Source organism: Massilia eurypsychrophila, assembly GCF_002760655.1.
Taxonomy (GTDB): Bacteria; Pseudomonadota; Gammaproteobacteria; order Burkholderiales; family Burkholderiaceae_D; genus JAFCUW01.
On record NZ_PDOC01000017.1, the window covers coordinates 80,570 to 97,821 of the forward strand.

Consider the following 17,252-nt stretch of genomic DNA (forward strand, 5'->3'; position numbering starts at 1 on the left):
TGCCCGTCCGTTTTAACCCCATCCTCTACTGGGCGAATGCAGCGCCAGCACGATGGTACATGGAGTCATAAAAATGAACCTGATTCAAATTCTTGAGCAAGAAGAAATTGCCCGTCTGGGCAAGACTATTCCTGACTTCGCACCAGGCGATACCGTCATCGTCAATGTCAACGTAGTCGAAGGCACCCGCAAGCGCGCCCAGGCATACGAAGGCGTGGTGATCTCCCGTCGTAACCGTGGCCTGAACTCGAACTTCATCGTTCGCAAGATCTCGTCCGGCGAAGGCGTCGAGCGTACGTTCCAGCTGTACTCCCCGCTGATCGCATCGATCGAAGTCAAGCGTCGTGGTGATGTCCGCCGCGCCAAGCTCTACTACCTGCGTGAGCGTTCGGGTAAATCCGCGCGTATCAAGGAAAAGCTGCCACAACGTCGCGTTGCAACTCCGGCCGCTGCCAAGTAATAATAGCGACTGCGTTGCGAACGAAGGCATCCTTGCCGGATGCCTGGGAAAAAGGCATCCACTGGGTGCCTTTTTTGTTTTTAGCTGGAGGAAACGCGTTTGGCCAAGCTCCCGTTCGATCCCGAGCAGTTACCGGTAGATTCCGTCGGCGGCGAAGCGCCGCTCGACGCCAGCCGCCTGACGGCCGACTGGCTGCGCAGCCACTTTGCCGCGCCGCCCGACTGGCACCCGGAAGCGCTGGACGAGTCGTTGGTGCAGCGCGAGGTGATGATTGCGGCGGCGGTGCTGATCCCGCTGGTGGCGCGCGCCGGCGGGCTGACCATGCTGCTGACCCAGCGCACCGACCACTTGTCCAGCCATGCCGGCCAGATCAGCTTTCCGGGCGGGCGCGCCGAGACCTACGACGCCTCGCCGGTGGCGACCGCCTTGCGCGAGGCGCAGGAAGAGATCGGCCTGGACGCGCGCCACGCCGAAATCATCGGCCAGTTGCCGATCTACCTGACCGGCACCGGCTATCGCGTGACGCCGGTGGTGGCGCTGTTGACGCCGCCGTTCGAGCTGTTGCCCGACCCGCAAGAAGTGGCCGAGATTTTCGAAGTACCGCTGGCGCACCTGATGAATGGCGCGCACCACCAGCGGCTGTCGGTCGACCTGCCGTCCGGTCGGCGCAGCTTTTACGCGATGCCGTACGAGCGCCACTTCATTTGGGGCGCCACGGCCGGCATGCTGCGCAACCTGTTCCATTTCCTGCGCGCCTGAACCCCAAACGCTGGGGTCAGGTCTGACATTCGGACAAAATCGTGGGGTCAGGTCTGACATTCGGACATTTTTGCGCGAGAAACCAGCAGTTGAAGCATCGGCATCCTACTTGCACGGTCGCAGCCGGCCTGAAATGTCCGAATGTTAGACCTGACCCCGGCAAAATGTCCGAATGTCAGACCTGACCCCGCGCAAATGTCCGAATGTCAGACCTGACCCCAGCTGTTGATGTAGGGCAAGCGGTCAATAAGTTTGATTTGGGTACTGCTCTGCGCTATCGTAGCGGGGCCGGGCAGTATTGCTTTATTTCACAAAGGACGTATCGATGACTTTTCTCTCCATTCTGTGCGCGTTGCTAATCGAGCAACTCAAGCCCTTGCGCGCGGATAACATGATTTATGCAGAGATCAAAAGCTTCGCAATGCGCATGGAAAGCTGGTTCAACGCCGGCGACGCCAGCCACGGCCGCCTCGGCTGGATCCTGATGATGGCGGCGCTGATGGTGCCCACCGCCCTCGTCTACTGGACCTTGCTGCACTTTAACTGGGTGTTCGCCGCCTTCGCCTGGAACGTGCTGATCGTCTACCTGACGCTGGGGTTTCGCCACTACAGCCACTATTTCACGTCGATCCAGATGGCGCTCAACGCCGGTGACGAGCCGACCGCGCGCGCCTTGCTGGCCGAATGGACCCGGGTCGACACGGCCGGCATGGAAAGCACCGAGATCTGCCGCCTGGCCGTCGAAAAGTCGCTCGTCACCACCCACCGCAACGTGTTCGGCGTGTTCTTCTGGTTCCTGATGCCGCTCGGGCCGGCCTGCGCGGTGATGTACCGCGTATCCGAATACCTGGCGCGCGCCTGGAACGAGCCGGACCACATGCGCGGCGAAGCGTTCGGCCAGTTCGCCGCCCGCGCGTTTTACTGGATCGACTGGCTGCCGGTGCGCCTGACCGCGGTCGCCTTCGCCGTGGTCGGCAACTTCGAAGACGCGATCTACGCCTGGCGCAACTTCGCCCACCGCTGGGCCGACGAAGCGAAGGGCATCATCCTCACCGCCGGCGGCGGCGCCATGGGCGTGCGCCTCGGCACGCCGTACGAGAACGCGTCCGGCGTGGTCATCCCGGCCGACGCCGCCACGGTCGACTCGCTCGATAACGAAGCCGAAGTGCTGCCGGGCGAAGAGCCGAACATCCGCGCCCTGCAAAGCACGGTCGGCCTGGTCTGGCGCGCCTTGCTGCTGTGGATGATGTTACTGTTGCTGCTGTCCGGCGCCGTCTGGCTCGGTTAGCCGGCTCGCGCGGCGCAGTGCGGGCCGCGCGGATGGCGACTTCAGGTCTTCTATAAGATATAATACTGCGTCAGCCCGGTGCTTGCCCCGGGCCCCTTCACGCAGCATCCTTGCCCGAATCCCGCCAATGGTCGAGTCACCGCAAATCAAGAAAGAACTCGCCGAAGAGTTTTTCATTCTTGGCGTCACCAGCGATGGCAGGCAGTTTCGTCCCAGCGACTGGGCCGACCGCCTGTGCGGCGTCATGTCCTGTTTTAAGCCGGAAGGCTCCGGCGGGCGCGACGCGCACCTGCAGTTTTCGCCCTACGTCCGCCCGGCGATGCTCAACGGCATCAAGGCCGTCGTCGTCGACGCCGCGCTGAAGAATATCGAACCGCTGGCCTACCACTTCGTCGTCAACTTCGCCAAGGACAACGACTTGCAAGTGGTGGAGGCGTGCATCCTGCCTGATCCTGTTCCCGCCAAATAGGGCACCTTTCCCGTCGCTTTGATCAAAATCAAGGCTGCTGCAGAACCGGCGCGATAGCGTAGCGGCTGATGCGCGCCCGTCTGTCGGCGCGCAAGGACGAGCGGCCAGGCGCCGCCTAGGAGATCGATTATGCGGATTGGCGAAATGTGCACCACCCAGACCATCGTTTGCACGCGCGAGGAGAGCGTCCAGGGCGCCGCGCTGCTGATGCGCACCCACCACGTCGGCGACGTCGTCGTCGTCGAGCAGCCCAATGGTGAGCGCGTTCCCACCGGCATTCTCACCGACCGCGACATCGTCGTCTCGGTCATCGCGCTCGGCCTCGACCCGGCCAGCCTGCTGGTCGGCGACATCATGACGGACGACTTGCTCACCTGCAGCGAAAACGACGACGTCTACGAAACCATCGAGCGCATGCGCCTGCGCGGCATTCGCCGGGTGCCGGTGGTCAATGCCGATGGCGCCCTGACCGGCATCGTCAGCGCCGACGATCTGCTCGGCTTCCTGGCCGAGGAGATGGGCGAACTGGCCCGTATCGGCCCGCACCAGCAGTCGCAGGAAAAGCGCGCCCGCCACTGATTTGGGCCTAATGCCCATGCAGAAATCCCCATAGTTTGGCCGTCGAGCAATAATAGACGTCATCCCCGCTTCCTTCGCGAGGATGACGTTGATTTTCCTACCTTCTCCGCGAGAACTCATGAATCGAAACAGCTGCACGCTGCGCATCGGCGCATCCATTCTGGCCGTCGCCATCAGCGGCGCTGCCTTCGCCGCCCAAGCGCTGCCCAATGGCGTGGCCCAGGGCCCGGCGGTCGAGGGCATCACCGAATACCGGCTGGCCAACGGGCTGAAGGTGCTGCTGTTCCCGGACGCGTCGAAGCCGACCGTCACCGTCAACGTCACCTACCTGGTCGGTTCGCGCCACGAGAACTACGGCGAGACCGGCATGGCGCACCTGCTCGAACACCTGCTGTTCAAGGGCTCGCGCAACAACCGCGCCATTCCCCAGCAGTTCGCCGACCGCGGCATGCAGTTCAACGGCACCACCTCGCTCGACCGCACCAACTACTACGAGGTGTTCCAGGCCAGCGAAGACAACCTGCGCTGGGCGCTGCAGATGGAGGCGGACCGCATGGTCAATTCCTTCATCACCAAAAAAGACCTCGACTCCGAAATGACGGTGGTGCGTAACGAGTACGAGAGCGGCGAGAATTCGCCCGGCGCGGTGTTGATGAAGCGCATGCAAAGCGTGTCGTACGACTGGCACGCCTACGGGCGTTCGACCATCGGCAACCGCAGCGACATCGAGAACGTCGGCATCGCCAACCTGCGGGCGTTCTACCGCACCTGGTATCAGCCGGACAACGCGGTGCTGCTGGTGGCCGGCAAATTCGACGAGGCCGCCACCTTGCGCTTTATCGCCCAGAAGTTCGGCGCCATCCCGAAGCCGAAACGCACCTTGCCCGCGTTCTGGACCGTCGAGCCGACCCAGGACGGCGAGCGCACCTTCAGCGTGCGGCGCCAGGGCGACGTGCAGATCGTCGCCCTCGGCTACAAGGTGCCGTCCGAGCTGCACCTCGATTCCGACGTGCTGTCGTTCGCCTCCGACATCCTCGGCAGCGGCCCGGCGGCGCGCCTGCACAAGCTGCTGATCGACAGCGGCCAGGCCAGCGAAGTGTTCTCGTTCGGCCAGACCGGCTACGCGCCCGGCCTGCAGCTGATCGGCGCGGTGGTCAAGAAGGGCGCGCCGATCGAGCCGGTGCGGGCAGCGATGACGGCCGCGGTGGAGGATTTCGCGCGCAATCCGGCCACGACGGAGGAGATGGAGCGGGTGCGCCGCGTCAAGAACAACGACATCGAGAAAAGCCTGAACGACCCGCAGCGGGTCGGCGTGGCGCTGTCGGAAGCGATCGCGCTGGGCGACTGGCGCCTGTACTTCGTCGGCCGCGAACGGGTCGCCTCGATCAGCGCCGACGACGTCGCCAAGGTGTCGGGCCGCTACCTGCGGCGCGACAACCGGGTGACCGGATTTTTCATCCCCGACGACACGCCGCAGCGCGCCGACATCGCCCAAGCGCCGACGGTGGAGTCGCTGCTGCAGACGTTCAAGCCGCGCGCCGCCTCGCTGAAGTCGGAAAACTTCGAGCCGAGCCAGGACAACATCATGAAGCGCACGCGCCTGGCAACGGCCGGCGGCGTGAAGATGGCGCTGCTGCCGAAGAAGAACCGCGGCGAGGCGGTGTCGGTCGAATTCGTCCAGCATCTCGGCGATGAGAAGAACCTGTTCGGCAAAGGCGCGGTGCCGGCGCTGACGGTCGCCATGCTGATGCGCGGGACCAGCAAGTTCAATCGCATACAGCTGGCCGACGAATTCGATCGCCTGAAGATCACCGGCGGAGCGCACCGCTTCGAGACCACGCGCGAGAACCTGCACGAGGCGCTGCGCCTGGTGGCGCACGTGCTCAAGGAGCCGGCCTTTCCGGAAGCCGAATTCGAGCAGCTGCGCCAGCAGGCGCTGGTGAGCATCGAGTCGGGCCGCGGCGAGCCGCAGGAAGTGGCCGCGCGCGCGCTGGCCGACCATTTCGACATCTACCCGCGCGGCGACCCGCGCGAGGCGACCACCATCGAGGAAGACCTGGCCGACACGCGCGCCGCCACGCTGGTGCAGATCAAGCACTTCCATCGCCAGTTCTATGGCGCCAGGCCGTCCGAGCTGGCGATCGTCGGCGACTTCGACGCCGATGCGGTGGCGCCGCTGGTCGATCAGCTGTTCGGCCAATGGGTGGCGCCGGAGAACGTGGCGCCGCTGCTGCGCAAGCATGCCGACGTTGCGCCGCTGCAGAAAACGCTCGATACGCCGGACAAGGAAAACGGCTTCTATACGGCGCGCCTGAACCTGGACCTGAACATCGACGACGCCGACTACCCGGCGCTGGCGCTGGCCAACTACATCTTCGGCGAAGGCGGCATGAAGTCGCGCCTGCTGGACCGGATCCGCCAGAAGGACGGCCTGTCGTACGGCGGCGGCTCGCAGCTGTCGGCGGGCGAGCTTGACCGCGCCGGCTGGTTCGGCATCGATGCCATCGCCGCGCCGCAGAACCTGCGCAAGCTCGACGCGGCGGTGCGCGAGGAACTGGGGCGCGCGCTGAAGGGCGGCTTCACCGCCGCCGAACTGGCTGGCGCGAAGTCCGGCACGCTGCAGCAGCGCTTGCAGAACCGCTCGGAAGACGCGGTGCTGGCGGCTGGCTGGACCAGCTACCTGTACCGCGGCCAGACGTTCGAGTGGAGCCGCCAGTTCGAGCAGAAGCTGGCCGCGGTGACGCTGGCGCAGCTGAACGCGGCGTTTCGCAAGGCGATCGACCCGGCCAAATTAAGCGTGGTGATGGCCGGAGACCAGCAAAAGGCCACACCTGCGCCGAAATAGTAATGTTTTTGCTACTGAAAATCACACATTTGTTTGATTGATTGTTCACGCGGCGTTATCATGTTGCTTTGAGGCAGCAAATGCTGCCTGTGTTCAATATTGGAGTGCGTGATGGTCGTCAAGAACAAGCAGCAGCGGGATACCTCGTTCGAGGGCAAGGTCGTGTTGGTCACGGGTGCGGCGGGCGGCATCGGCCGCGCCACCGCACTGGCCTTCGGCCGTGCCGGCGCCTGCGTGGTGGTGGCCGACACCTCGGTCGACGGCGGCCACGCGACGGCGGCGATGATCGTCGAAGCCGGCGGCAAGGCGCTGTTCGTGCAGACCAACGTCACGCGCGCCGCAGAAGTCGAAGCGCTGGTCGACAAGACGGTAGCCTACTACGGCCGCCTGGACTGCGCCTTCAACAACGCCGGCATCGAGGAAGAGCACCTGCAGCTGGCCGACGCCGATGAAGCGCTGTTCGACCGCATCGTCAACGTCAACGTCAAGGGCACCTGGCTGTGCATGAAGTACCAGATCCGCCAGATGCTCAAGCAGGGCGGCGGGGCGATCGTCAACACCGCGTCGGTGGCCGGGCTGGTGGGCGCGCCGACGCAGGCGATCTACGCGGCCAGCAAGCACGCCGTGGTCGGCCTGACCAAGACTGCCGCCGCCGAATATGGGCGCGACGGCATCCGTGTCAACAGCGTCTGCCCTGGCGTGATCAACACGCCGATGCTGGCGCGCGCGCTCGAACGCGAGCCGACGCGCCAGAAGAAGCTGCGCAACATCCATCCGATCGGCCGCTTCGGCGAGGCTGCCGAAATCGCCAACGCGGCGCTGTGGCTGTGCTCCGACCAGGCCTCGTTCGTCACCGGCCACCAGCTCGCCGTCGACGGCGGCCTCACCGCGATTTAACGCAACCTGACACCGGTTATTTAGGCCGCGGCGAGCGCACCGCGCGGTTTGGCGACGTCAGTCTGCCGGCGCGCAGCTCGCCCACCGCCCGGCCCAGCGCGCGCCCGACGTTGCGCACCTCTTCCTGAAAATCGGTGTCGCGGTCGAACGCGTCGTGACTTTCCGCGTACGACTCGAAGTAGCCGACGTAGCGGTCCAGCCGCGCGAAGCTGCCGGCATCTATCATCCCCATCCAGTCAAGCCAGTCCGACAAGCCGCGCCGCGTGCCTTCGATGCCGGCGACGTCGCCGTGCACGATCAGCCCGTAAGCGCGATCGGCCAGGTGCTTCGGATAGTCCCAGCCTGCCAATTCCAGTGCCTTCGCTTCTTCCGCCTTCTTGCCGTGCGTGGTCGTGGGATCGGGATTGCCGCCGTCGGCGCACACCAGCCGGTCGATCATCAGCTTGAGCACCGCCGGCGTCTGGTACCAGTACACCGGTGTGACGATCAGGATGCCGTGCGCGGCCACCCACTTTTCGTAAATCTCGTTCATCCAGTCGTTGGTCTGGCGCAGCGAGTGGTTCGGGTAGCAGCTGCACGGCCAGTGGCACAAGGGCATGGCGGTCGAGACGCAGGCCTTGCACGGGTGGATATGGCGGTCGTAATCGGAGGTGAGCAGGCTAAGGTCGAGGATGTCGACGTCGATGCCGTCCGCTTCGAGCACGTCGCGCGCCAGTTGCGTCATGCGGTAGGACTTCGAGATCTCGCCGGGGCAGGTGCCGTCGTTGCGCGCCGCGCCATTGATGACCAGCACGCGCGAGCGGGTTTCCGGATCTTTTTGCACCGCTTGTGCCGCCAGCAGCCGCTCGCGCGCCGCGATCCATTCGACCGACAGTTCGTACTCGGGATCGGCAAAACCGGGACCGGCCTTCCTGGTCACCGGCGCCTTGTGCGATTCACTGTAGTTGTTCCAGGCCACTTGCTCGACCGCGGCAAGCTCGCCGGCAACCTCGCCAAAGGCCGGATCCATGAACGAGCGCTTGAATACCAGGTGAAATTCGTCGCGCCCAAGCTTGGCGGGGGCCTGTCCCTTGCGAACCGATGTCATGGTCAACCTTTCTCAGAAGTAGCTTGAGTATCGGAGAAATGTGAAATCGCTTATGTACGCCAACTAACCGGCGGGCAAGAAAAAAGCGGGTCGGACCGAGGTCCAGACCCGCCTTGTGGCGGCGCTACGCTTACCGGATTACTTGGCGGCAGGAGTCGGCGCGGCAGCCGTGGCCGGCGCCGCAGCTGGGGTGGCCGAGCGGTTCGCCCACAGCGACCAGTACTTGGCCAGGTCGCTGATGCCGTCGGTGCCCTTGACGGACTCCAGCGTCTTGGTCGCCTCGGCCTTGCGGCCGGCCTTGGCGTACGCCATGCCCAGGCGCAGCTTGGCTTCTTCCGGTTTCTTGCCGACGCCTTTGGCGATGCCTTGCTCGATCAGCGGGATGCCCTTGTCGAACTGGTCCATCGTGACGTACGCCCAGCCGAGGTTGACCAGGCCGGTGCCGTCTTTTGCCTTGGCCGCGCTCGCTTCACCGCTGGCGATGTTCTTGGCATCGTCGGCGGCGCCCTTGTTGGCCTTGTCGCGCAGCTGCTTGTAGACGTTGGCGCTGCTGCCCGAACCCAGCACGCCGGCGGCGGCGCCGGCGTCGAGCGTCTTTTTCGCTTCGGTCGGGAAGCCGGCCAGCAGCGTCGATTCGGCCATTTCGAGGTACTCTTCCGGCGCCAGCGCCTTCTGCGCGACAAATTGCAGACGCAGCACGTCGAGCTGATGGCTCTGGCTAAAGCCCGGCTTGTTCTGCATGCGGCGCAGCAGGTCGGTCCAGTAGTCATCGGCCGGATACAGCGCGACCAGTTTTTCCATCGCAACCAGGTAAGTCGGGTTGTCCTTCAGCTTGGCGGCCGAACTGGCCAGCAGGCGCAGGTCTTCCAGCGTTGGCTGTTTGCCGGCTTTTTCGGTGTCGGTGATCAGGGACTGCAGTTCGGTCTTGGCGGTCGTGAAGTCGTTGCTCAGGTAGTAGGCGCGGGTCAACGGGCTGCGCACTTTTTCCGGCGTCGAACCTTCCTTCTGGTAGCGCTTCATCCATTCGATCGCCTTCGGGTAATTCTTGGCGTTGTAGTACATGTTGCCGAGCGCGAGGATGAACTCGCCCTGGTCCACCGTCGGCAGGCGGTTCGCCGCGATCACCGCCTCGAGCGAGGTCATGGTCATCGCATCGTCGCCGCTGGCCGAGCCGAGCGCGACCTTCATGCGGTCGACGACGTACGTCTCGTACGGCGTCTTGGCCGGAAACGCATCGGCCTGGGTCAGGCGCGTCTTCACTTCGTCGAACTTTTTCTCTGCCATCAACTGCTTGATGACGTTTGAGTCGATCAGCTTGAACAGCTCGGGACGGACGGTATCGGCTGCGGGCTTTGCGGCCGTGGCTTCATCGAGAATGTTGGACGCTCTGCGATCGTTGGCGCGCGGGTCACCCGTCGGTTGCGGCCGGGTCTCAGGGGCTCTCTGGGCGTGGGCGCCGGTCATCAGCACCGGGGCTGCATTGAGGCCGATGGCGGCCAGCATCAGGGTGAGGCGGGCAAGACGAAATTGGGACATGGACAACCCTTCAATCAGAGGACAAGAAATTAAGCAGAGTTCGCTACTAACGTGTGAGTGCGACGATCGGTGCACATGCTGTTTCGACAACGCCGCGCCAAATCAGCGCGTATTGTCCCATAAACCCGGCCGTTCTACTCTGCATTTGTGCGCGACGATTTCCCTATGGAAACGCCGCGCTTTGGACCTCCTGAAAGCCGGCGACCGGGCTGCAGCCGCATGCCTCCAGGTCGCCGGCCAGCCAGGCGTTGACGGCGTCCAGCGCGGGCGCCGCGAAGCCGTAGGTGATCAAGGCCGGCGCCTCGATGTCGAGCGCCTGGTACGGGTTCCACAACGCCAGGTGCAGGTCGGGATGCCAGTTGGCGCGCGCGTTCGGGCCGTAGCGCAGGCGCGAGGTCGAGGCGAGGAAGGTGAAGCGGCCGTCGGCCGGCAGCGTGCTCCAGTCGAACCTCTCGGCGTCGCGGTAGGTGACGGTATCGACGTCGTACAGGCGCCCGAGCGAGGCGGCCAGCGCGGCCGCCGGCACGCCGGCTTCGGACACGCCGTCGCTGACGACATCCTGGCGCACCACCAGGCGTACCCGGGCGCCGGCGGCGGGACGGCAGGCGTCGCCGCGCACCGTCAGCGCGCGGCGCCAGGCCTCGGCCATCAGCGCGCGGTCGCCGCACTCTTCCAGGTAGCCGCGCGGCTGGCATGGATAACGGCGCGCCAGCTCGGATAATCGCTGCAGCCGCGCGGCGACATCCTGCGCGCTGAGCGTGCCGGCATCGATCGCAGCGGCGATCGCGGCGATCGTCTCTTCCTGGATCGCCGGCGTGCCAAGCGCCATCACCATGTCGGCGCCGGCGGCGAGCGCCATGACCGCGGCGTGGCCGGCGCCGTAGCGGTGGGCGATGGCGTGCATGTCCATCGCGTCGGTGATGATCACGCCGCGGTAATCCCACTCTTCGCGCAACAGGCCCGTCAGGATGCGGCGCGACATGGTGGCGGGGAACTCGGCATCGAGCGTCGGGTAGACGATGTGCGCGGTCATCATCGCCGGCGCGTGCGGCGCGGCCATGCGGAACGGCGCAAATTCGAACTGCTCCAGTTCGGCCAGCGGCTTGTCGACGGTCGGCAGGTCGCGGTGCGAATCGACGCTGGTGTCGCCGTGGCCGGGAAAGTGCTTGACGCAGCAGGCCACGCCTTCGGAATGGCTGCCTTCCATCCAGGCCATCGCCAGTTCGGTGGCGCGGCGTGGGTCGGCGCCGAACGAGCGCTCAGCGATGACCGGGTTGTGCGGATTGTTGTTCAGGTCCAGCACCGGCGCGAAGTTCCAGTTGAAGCCGAGCGCCTTGACCGCGCGCGCGACTGCCGCGCCGACGTCGCGCGCCAGCTGCGGATCGTCGGCGGCGCCCAGCGCCATCGCCGACGGCGGCGCCGGCACCCAGGTCGAACGGACCACGGCGCCGCCTTCCTGGTCGAGGGCAATGAGCGCCTCCGGTCCCATCACCGCGCGCAGGTCGGACGTCAAGCGCGCCAGCTGGGCCGCGTCGACCATGTTCTGGCGGAACAGGCACACGCCGCGCACGCGGTTGGCCTTCAGGAAGGCGGCGCCGGCGGCATCGAGTTCGGTGCCGGCCAGGCGCACCATGATCAGTTGGCCGGCCAGTTGTCGTGAGTCGTTCATGGCTAGTGTGTCTTGGTCACTTTGTTGAGGTGGCGCGGGCGGTCCGGATCCATGCCGCGCGCCTTCGACAGGTGCGCCGCCATCACGTAGAACGCCTGCACCGCGACGATCGGGTCGAGGTCCGGCGTGGCGGCGACCGGCAAGGTCAGGTCGCGCTCGGCGATGTCGGCGGGCGCTGCCAGCAGCACGCGCGCGCCGCGCCCGCGCATCTCGGTTGCCAGCTGCACCAGGCCGGCCTGGGTCGGGCCGCGCGTGGCGAAGATCAGCAGCGGGTAGCCGTCTTCGATCAGCGCCATCGGGCCGTGCTTGATTTCGGCGCCGCTGAACGCTTCGGCCTGCAGCGCCGACGTTTCCTTGAACTTCAATGCCGATTCGAGCGCGATCGGAAAGCTGATGCCGCGGCCGACCACCATGATGTTGCGCGCCGGCGTAAGCACCTCGAGCGCGGCCGACCAGTCGGCGCGGGTCGCCTCGTCGAGCGCCTGCGGCAGGGCGGCCAGGCCTTCGATCAGCTCGGGGTCGTTCTGCCAGTGCGCCACCAGGCGCGCGCCGGCCACCAGGCTGGTGATGAAGCTCTTGGTGGCGGCCACGCTGTGCTCTTTGCCGGCATGCAGCGGGATTGCCCATTCGGCCGCCTGCGCCAGCGGCGAATCGATGTCGTTGACCAGCGCGACGGTGGTGGCGCCGCCGTCGCGGAAGTAGCGGATCGGCTCGACCACGTCCGGGCTCTGGCCCGACTGCGAGATGGCGATGGTCAGGGTGTCGCGCGTGACCAGCGGCGACTTGTACAGGGTCACCAGCGACATCGGCAGCGAGGCGACGATGCGGCCCATGCGCGCCATGATCAGGTAGGCGCAGTAATTGGCGGCGTGGTCGGAACTGCCGCGCGCCACCGTCAGCGCGCTGTTGAAATTGGTGGAGCGCAGCTTGCGTCCCAGTTCGGCGTAGCGTTCGACGTCGTTCGACAGTTGCAGCGAAACGCATTCGGCGGCGGATAACGCCTCTTTAAGCATCAGTGAGGTCACACGCTTCTCCTTCTATATATACGGCTTTGATGTTCAGGTCGCGGTTGAGCACGACGATGTCGGCGAAACAGCCGGGGGCCAGGCGGCCACGTTCGGTTTCGCCGAGGTAGTCGGCGGCGTTGGTTGACACGCGCCGCGAGGCGTCGGCCAGATCGAGGCCGATGGTGCCGACCAGGTTGCGCAGCGCCTGGTCCATGGTCAGGGTGCTGCCGGCCAGCGTGCCGTCGGGCAGGCGCACGCCGCCCATGCACTTGTGCACCTGCTGGCGGCCCAGCATGTATTCGCCGTCCGGCATGCCGGTGGCGGCGGTCGAATCGGTGACGCAGTACAGCTGCGGGATCGCGCGCAGCGCCACCTTGATGGCGCCCGGGTGCACGTGCAGCAGGTCGGGAATGATCTCGGCGTACTGCGCATGCGCCAGCGCCGCGCCGACCATGCCCGGCTCGCGGTGGTGCAGCGGGTTCATGGCGTTGAACAGGTGGGTGAAGCCGGCCGCGCCATGCGCCAGCGCGGCAACGCCGTCGTCGTAGGAGCCGGTGGTGTGGCCGATCTGGACGCGGATGCCGGCGTCGGCCAACTCGCGCACCAGTGCCAGGTGGCCATCGATTTCAGGCGCCACCGTGATCAGGCGCAGCGGCGCATAGCTGCCCAGCTGCTCGACCTCGGCCAGGTTGGCGGCGCGCGCGTACGGCGGCTGCGCGCCGAGTTTGCCGGCGTTGATGTACGGGCCTTCGAGGTGCACGCCGAGGATGCGCGCCGCGCCCGGGCGGCGTGCGCCGGCGGCGGCGCCGATCGCCTTCAGCGCGGCGACGATGTCTTCCGGCGGCGCCGTCATCGTCGTCGCCAGCAGGCTGGTGGTGCCGTGCCTGGCGTGCATTGCCGCGATAACGTGCGGTGCGTCGCCGCCTTCCATCACGTCGCGCCCGCCGCCGCCGTGCACGTGCAGGTCGATGAAGCCGGGCAGGATGTAGTCGTCGCCGTTGGTGCCTGGGTCGGCGGGGACGCCATCAATGGCGGTGACGCGGTCGCCGAAGCTGATGGCTCCGTAAATCCAGCCGGCCGCGGTCAGGATATTGCCCTTGATTGCTTCGCTCATTGAAGTGGTCCGCTATGATTTTGTGGGGTTGGCGCGCACGTGCTGTTCGATCATGCGCAGCGCGCCGCGGGCGGCGTCGCCTTGCGGCGCCACGCTGCGCGCCAGCAGGTCGCGCGGAAGGTAGGCGCGCAGCGGCGCACCGAGGCCGCCGCACAACGCCAGCGGCAGCGTGCCGGAAGGGTCGAGCGCGTGCGCTATGCCGGCCACTTCGGCGCCGGCGGCGAGCAAAAAGGCGCGCGCGGTGGCGTCGGTATCGGCATGGTTGAAGACGATCGGCGCCAGTTGCGCGTAGCTGGTCTGGTTGGCCTGGCCGAGCCAGACCTGAATCGGGTCGCGCGCGCCGCCACAGGCGTCGATGACGGCCTGGGCGAACGGGCTGCCTGGCTGGCGCCCGTCGAGTACCTGTTCGATGTGGTTGATGGCGCGCAGACCCAGCCAGCCGCCGCTCGCCTCGTCGCCGGCCGGGAAGCCCCAGCCGCCCACTTCGCGCTGTTCGCCGCCAGGCAGCAGCGCCTGGCCGACGCTGCCGGTGCCGATGGCGACGATGGTGCCGGGCTGGCCGCCGTGCGCGCCCAGCAGCGTGGTGAAGCCGTCGGTTTCGAGGCGCAGCGCGGCGTAGCCCGGATTGGCGTCGACGAATTGCGCCGCCCATGATTTGTTGTGCACGCCGGCCAGGCCAAGGCCGATCGCCATGGCGTGCAAGGCCGCCTGGGCGACGCCGGCCTGCGCGAAGGCCATCGCCACGGCGGCGCCGATATTGTCCCACGCGTTGCCGATACCGTGTGCCAGAGCGGACGGGCCGCCCTGGCCCTGCGCCAGTTCGACGCCGTCGGCATTGGCGAGCCGTACGCGGGTGCCGGTTCCGCCGCCGTCGACGCCGATGAAGTATTCGATCATGTTGATGTAAGAGTGGTCTGCCAGGAGGTCAGGGCACTATAGGTAGCGCTCAGGGGCTTGTCAATAGGTATTTAATTGGTATTAACTCAGGGCGTGGCGCGTGCCCGCTTGCTATGAGCTTGCCAGGTCGAGGTGATCGAGGTGACCCGGATTGGTATTGCTGTGGCATTTCAACCGAACGGCCTGGCGCGGCGTTTTTAGTTTCGGAACGGCGCACCTGGCTCACTTGTCTCTACTTATTTGACTGCCTCGACCACCGGCAGTTCGACGAAACTGCTGTGGTAGATGCGCTGCGTCGCCTTTTTATAGTCCGCCGGCTTGGCGTCGAAAATGTTGGGCACGAAGGTCTGCGGATTGCGGTCGTACAGCGGGAACCAGCTGGACTGGATCTGCACCATGATGCGGTGCCCCGGCAGGAACACGTGGTTGGCGGTCGGCAGCGCGAACTTGTACGCCAGCGCCTTATGCGCGGCAATCGGCTTGCCCACTTCGTAGCCTTCGCGATAGCGGCCGCGGAAGATGTCGGCCGAGATCATCAGCTGGTAGCCGCCGAGCGCGTTCTGGCCCGCCACCTGGTCGGGATAGACGTCGATCACCTTTACCACCCAGTCTGAATCGGTGCCGCTGGTCGACGCCATCAGGTTGGCGATCGGCTCGCCGCTGATCTTCACCGGCGCCGTCAACACGTCCGATGTGAACGTGATGACGTCGGTGCGACCGGATGCTTCGCGCTGGTCGTCGGTCAGCCAGCGCGGCCAGCTCTGGCCTTTCGCTTCGTCGTACCCCATCTGCATCGGCCGCGCGCGGTACGGCACCGGCTTGGCCGGATCGGCGACGTATTCGTCGTAGCCCTGGCCGCCGGCGCCGCCGAGCGTGAGCTTCTGGTCGGCGCCGAGGCGGAGCAGCGCCGGCTTGATCGCGCAGCCGCTGGTGCAGCCGCTTGGCCACGTGGCCAGGCTGCGCCACTTGTTGGTGCCGGTCTCGAAGGCCGACACCGGCGCCACGCTGGCCGGCGGTGCGCCGTCCTTGAGGTAGCGGTCGAGGAAGGGGCGCAGGATCTCCTGGCGGAAGTGCAGTGCGGTGTCGGCGTTGAAGTTGATGGCGCCAAGCTTGCTGCCGTCGCCGATGGCGCCGCCGTGCGACCAGGGGCCGATCACCAGGAACAGCTTGTCGTTGGCGGCGTCCTTCGCCTTGAGCGCCTTGTAGACCGCGATCGGCCCGTAGATGTCTTCGGCGTCCCACAGGCTGTGCACCAGCATGGTCGGCACCGTCAGCGCCTGTCTGGCGAGGATCTTGTCCATCGCCTGGTCCTGCCAGAATGCGTCGTAGGCCGGGTGCGCGACGATCTTGCGCCAGAAGCCGCTTTGCGACACGCCGCGCTGGCGCGCCAGCTCGCCGGCCGAGCCGGCGCGCAGGTAGGTATCGTAATCGTCATGCGTGGCGGTGAACCACTTGGCGTCGTTTTTGCGCGTGACGACCTGCTCCATCATGTACGGGAGGTTCACCTGGCGGAAGGCGCCGTGGTGGAACCAGTCGTCGCCCATCCAGCCGTCGACCATCGGGTTCATCGGCACCGCCACTTTCAGCGCCGGATGCGGGTTGACCAGTGCCATCAAGGGCAGGAAGCCGTCGTACGAAATGCCGATGATGCCGACCTTGCCGTTCGACTCGGGCACGTTCTTGGTCAGCCACTCGATGGTGTCCCAGGTGTCGGTGGAGTGATCGACCTGGGTCGGATTCTGCGGGCCCGACAGCGGACGATTCATCACGTAGTCGCCTTCGGAGCCGTACTTGCCGCGCACGTCCTGTACCACGCGGATGTAGCCGCCTTCGACGATGACGTCGGCGGCGTTGTCGTAGCCCTGCAGGATCGACTTCATGTCGGAGCTCTCGGCATGACTGGTCAGGCCGGCCGCGTCGTACGGAGTGCGGGTCAGCAGCACCGGCGCGCCCTTGGCGCCGCGCGGCACGATGATCACCGTATTGAGCTTGACGCCGTCGCGCATCGGCACCATCACCGAGCGCTTGACGTAATTGAAGCTGGTGGTGACGGGCTCGAACTGGGCCGGCGTTTCCGACGGCAGCGCTGGGTAACTGGCTGGCGCCGGCGCACTCTGCGCGTGGGCCAGGCCCGCGGCCGCGGCGAGTATGCACGCGAGCGGCGCGAGGCGGGTGATGCGTGACTTCATGTGGCGTCCTTGTCAGAGTGAGCACGATGGCAATGCGGCGGCGCGCCCTGAAGGCGCGCCGCCGCTCACATTATCACAATGACAGCGCCGTCGCGGGCCGATCTTTTGGCCGCCTGGCGGCGGCAAAAGGGCAGCGTGCGACCGCTGGGGCCGTGTGCGATTGCCGGCACTGACCCCGGGGGGAGTTAGTTCTTGTACTGCTCGAGCTGGACGGCGAGGGTGGTCTTGTGGTTCTTGACGAACTGGACGGCCTCGGCGCGCACGTCGGCGCGGGTGGCGCCGGCGTTCTTGGTGATGTTGACAACCGGCAGGTTCAGGTTGGCGGCCAGTACGGCGGAGGCGGCGCTGGCGCTTGCCGGGGCGGCGACGATGACGTCGGCGGCAAAAGCGGAACCTGCGGCAACAAACACGGCGGCGGCGGCGAGGAATTTTTGAACGGTCATGATGTTTCTCCTG

15 protein-coding genes are annotated in these 17,252 nt (G+C 66.0%); 7 read left to right on the forward strand and 8 right to left on the reverse strand.

Going from position 1 to position 17,252, the window contains the following annotated elements; all coding sequences use genetic code 11:
- Positions 1 to 73: 73 nt before the first annotated feature.
- From rplS to CR105_RS21170, 7 genes are all read left to right on the forward strand, one after another.
- Positions 74 to 460, forward strand: coding sequence for a 50S ribosomal protein L19 (gene rplS / locus CR105_RS21140; protein ID WP_099791882.1), 387 nt, complete (start codon positions 74 to 76; stop codon positions 458 to 460).
- Positions 461 to 559: 99 nt separating this feature from the next.
- Complete coding sequence (locus CR105_RS21145) at positions 560 to 1,219, forward strand: CoA pyrophosphatase (RefSeq protein ID WP_099791884.1); 660 nt, start codon at positions 560 to 562, stop codon at positions 1,217 to 1,219.
- 325 nt (positions 1,220 to 1,544) lie between these two features.
- Positions 1,545 to 2,507, forward strand: a complete 963-nt coding sequence (locus CR105_RS21150) for a CobD/CbiB family protein (RefSeq protein ID WP_099791886.1) — start codon at positions 1,545 to 1,547, stop codon at positions 2,505 to 2,507.
- A gap of 127 nt (positions 2,508 to 2,634) precedes the next feature.
- Positions 2,635 to 2,976: a DUF3579 domain-containing protein gene (locus tag CR105_RS21155; RefSeq protein WP_099791888.1), complete on the forward strand. Its 342-nt coding sequence runs from the start codon at positions 2,635 to 2,637 to the stop codon at positions 2,974 to 2,976.
- Positions 2,977 to 3,105: 129 nt separating this feature from the next.
- On the forward strand, positions 3,106 to 3,555 hold the full coding sequence (locus tag CR105_RS21160) for a CBS domain-containing protein (RefSeq protein WP_099791890.1): 450 nt from the start codon (positions 3,106 to 3,108) through the stop codon (positions 3,553 to 3,555).
- Between the two features lie 118 nt (positions 3,556 to 3,673).
- Positions 3,674 to 6,400, forward strand: coding sequence for a M16 family metallopeptidase (locus CR105_RS21165; RefSeq protein ID WP_099791892.1), 2,727 nt, complete (start codon positions 3,674 to 3,676; stop codon positions 6,398 to 6,400).
- A gap of 111 nt (positions 6,401 to 6,511) precedes the next feature.
- Positions 6,512 to 7,297, forward strand: coding sequence for an SDR family oxidoreductase (locus CR105_RS21170; protein WP_099791894.1), 786 nt, complete (start codon positions 6,512 to 6,514; stop codon positions 7,295 to 7,297).
- A 16-nt stretch (positions 7,298 to 7,313) separates the two neighbouring features.
- On the opposite strand, the gene CR105_RS21175 is transcribed toward CR105_RS21170, so the two are convergent.
- From CR105_RS21175 to CR105_RS21210, 8 genes are all read right to left on the reverse strand, one after another.
- Positions 7,314 to 8,384 (reverse strand): flavodoxin family protein, encoded by a 1,071-nt coding sequence (locus tag CR105_RS21175; protein ID WP_099791896.1) that lies wholly within the window; start codon positions 8,382 to 8,384, stop codon positions 7,314 to 7,316.
- Positions 8,385 to 8,522: 138 nt separating this feature from the next.
- Positions 8,523 to 9,920: a tetratricopeptide repeat protein gene (locus CR105_RS21180; protein ID WP_099791898.1), complete on the reverse strand. Its 1,398-nt coding sequence runs from the start codon at positions 9,918 to 9,920 to the stop codon at positions 8,523 to 8,525.
- 163 nt (positions 9,921 to 10,083) lie between these two features.
- Positions 10,084 to 11,589 (reverse strand): beta-N-acetylhexosaminidase, encoded by a 1,506-nt coding sequence (gene nagZ / locus CR105_RS21185; RefSeq protein ID WP_229414053.1) that lies wholly within the window; start codon positions 11,587 to 11,589, stop codon positions 10,084 to 10,086.
- A 2-nt stretch (positions 11,590 to 11,591) separates the two neighbouring features.
- The gene (locus CR105_RS21190) at positions 11,592 to 12,602 is read right to left on the reverse strand and encodes an SIS domain-containing protein (protein ID WP_180288262.1); all 1,011 of its coding nucleotides are present in this window, start codon (positions 12,600 to 12,602) and stop codon (positions 11,592 to 11,594) included.
- Positions 12,595 to 13,710 carry an N-acetylglucosamine-6-phosphate deacetylase gene (gene nagA, locus CR105_RS21195; RefSeq protein WP_099791900.1) on the reverse strand — a complete coding sequence of 372 codons (1,116 nt, stop codon included), beginning with the start codon at positions 13,708 to 13,710 and terminating at the stop codon, positions 12,595 to 12,597. The genes CR105_RS21190 and nagA overlap by 8 nt, the downstream gene beginning before the upstream one ends.
- Positions 13,711 to 13,722: 12 nt before the next feature.
- Complete coding sequence (locus tag CR105_RS21200) at positions 13,723 to 14,607, reverse strand: glucosamine kinase nucleotide-binding domain-containing protein (RefSeq protein WP_099791902.1); 885 nt, start codon at positions 14,605 to 14,607, stop codon at positions 13,723 to 13,725.
- A gap of 236 nt (positions 14,608 to 14,843) precedes the next feature.
- Positions 14,844 to 16,796 (reverse strand): CocE/NonD family hydrolase, encoded by a 1,953-nt coding sequence (locus CR105_RS21205; protein WP_099791904.1) that lies wholly within the window; start codon positions 16,794 to 16,796, stop codon positions 14,844 to 14,846.
- Positions 16,797 to 16,981: 185 nt separating this feature from the next.
- Positions 16,982 to 17,239 (reverse strand): hypothetical protein, encoded by a 258-nt coding sequence (locus CR105_RS21210; RefSeq protein ID WP_099791906.1) that lies wholly within the window; start codon positions 17,237 to 17,239, stop codon positions 16,982 to 16,984.
- Between the last annotated feature and the right edge of the window lie 13 nt (positions 17,240 to 17,252).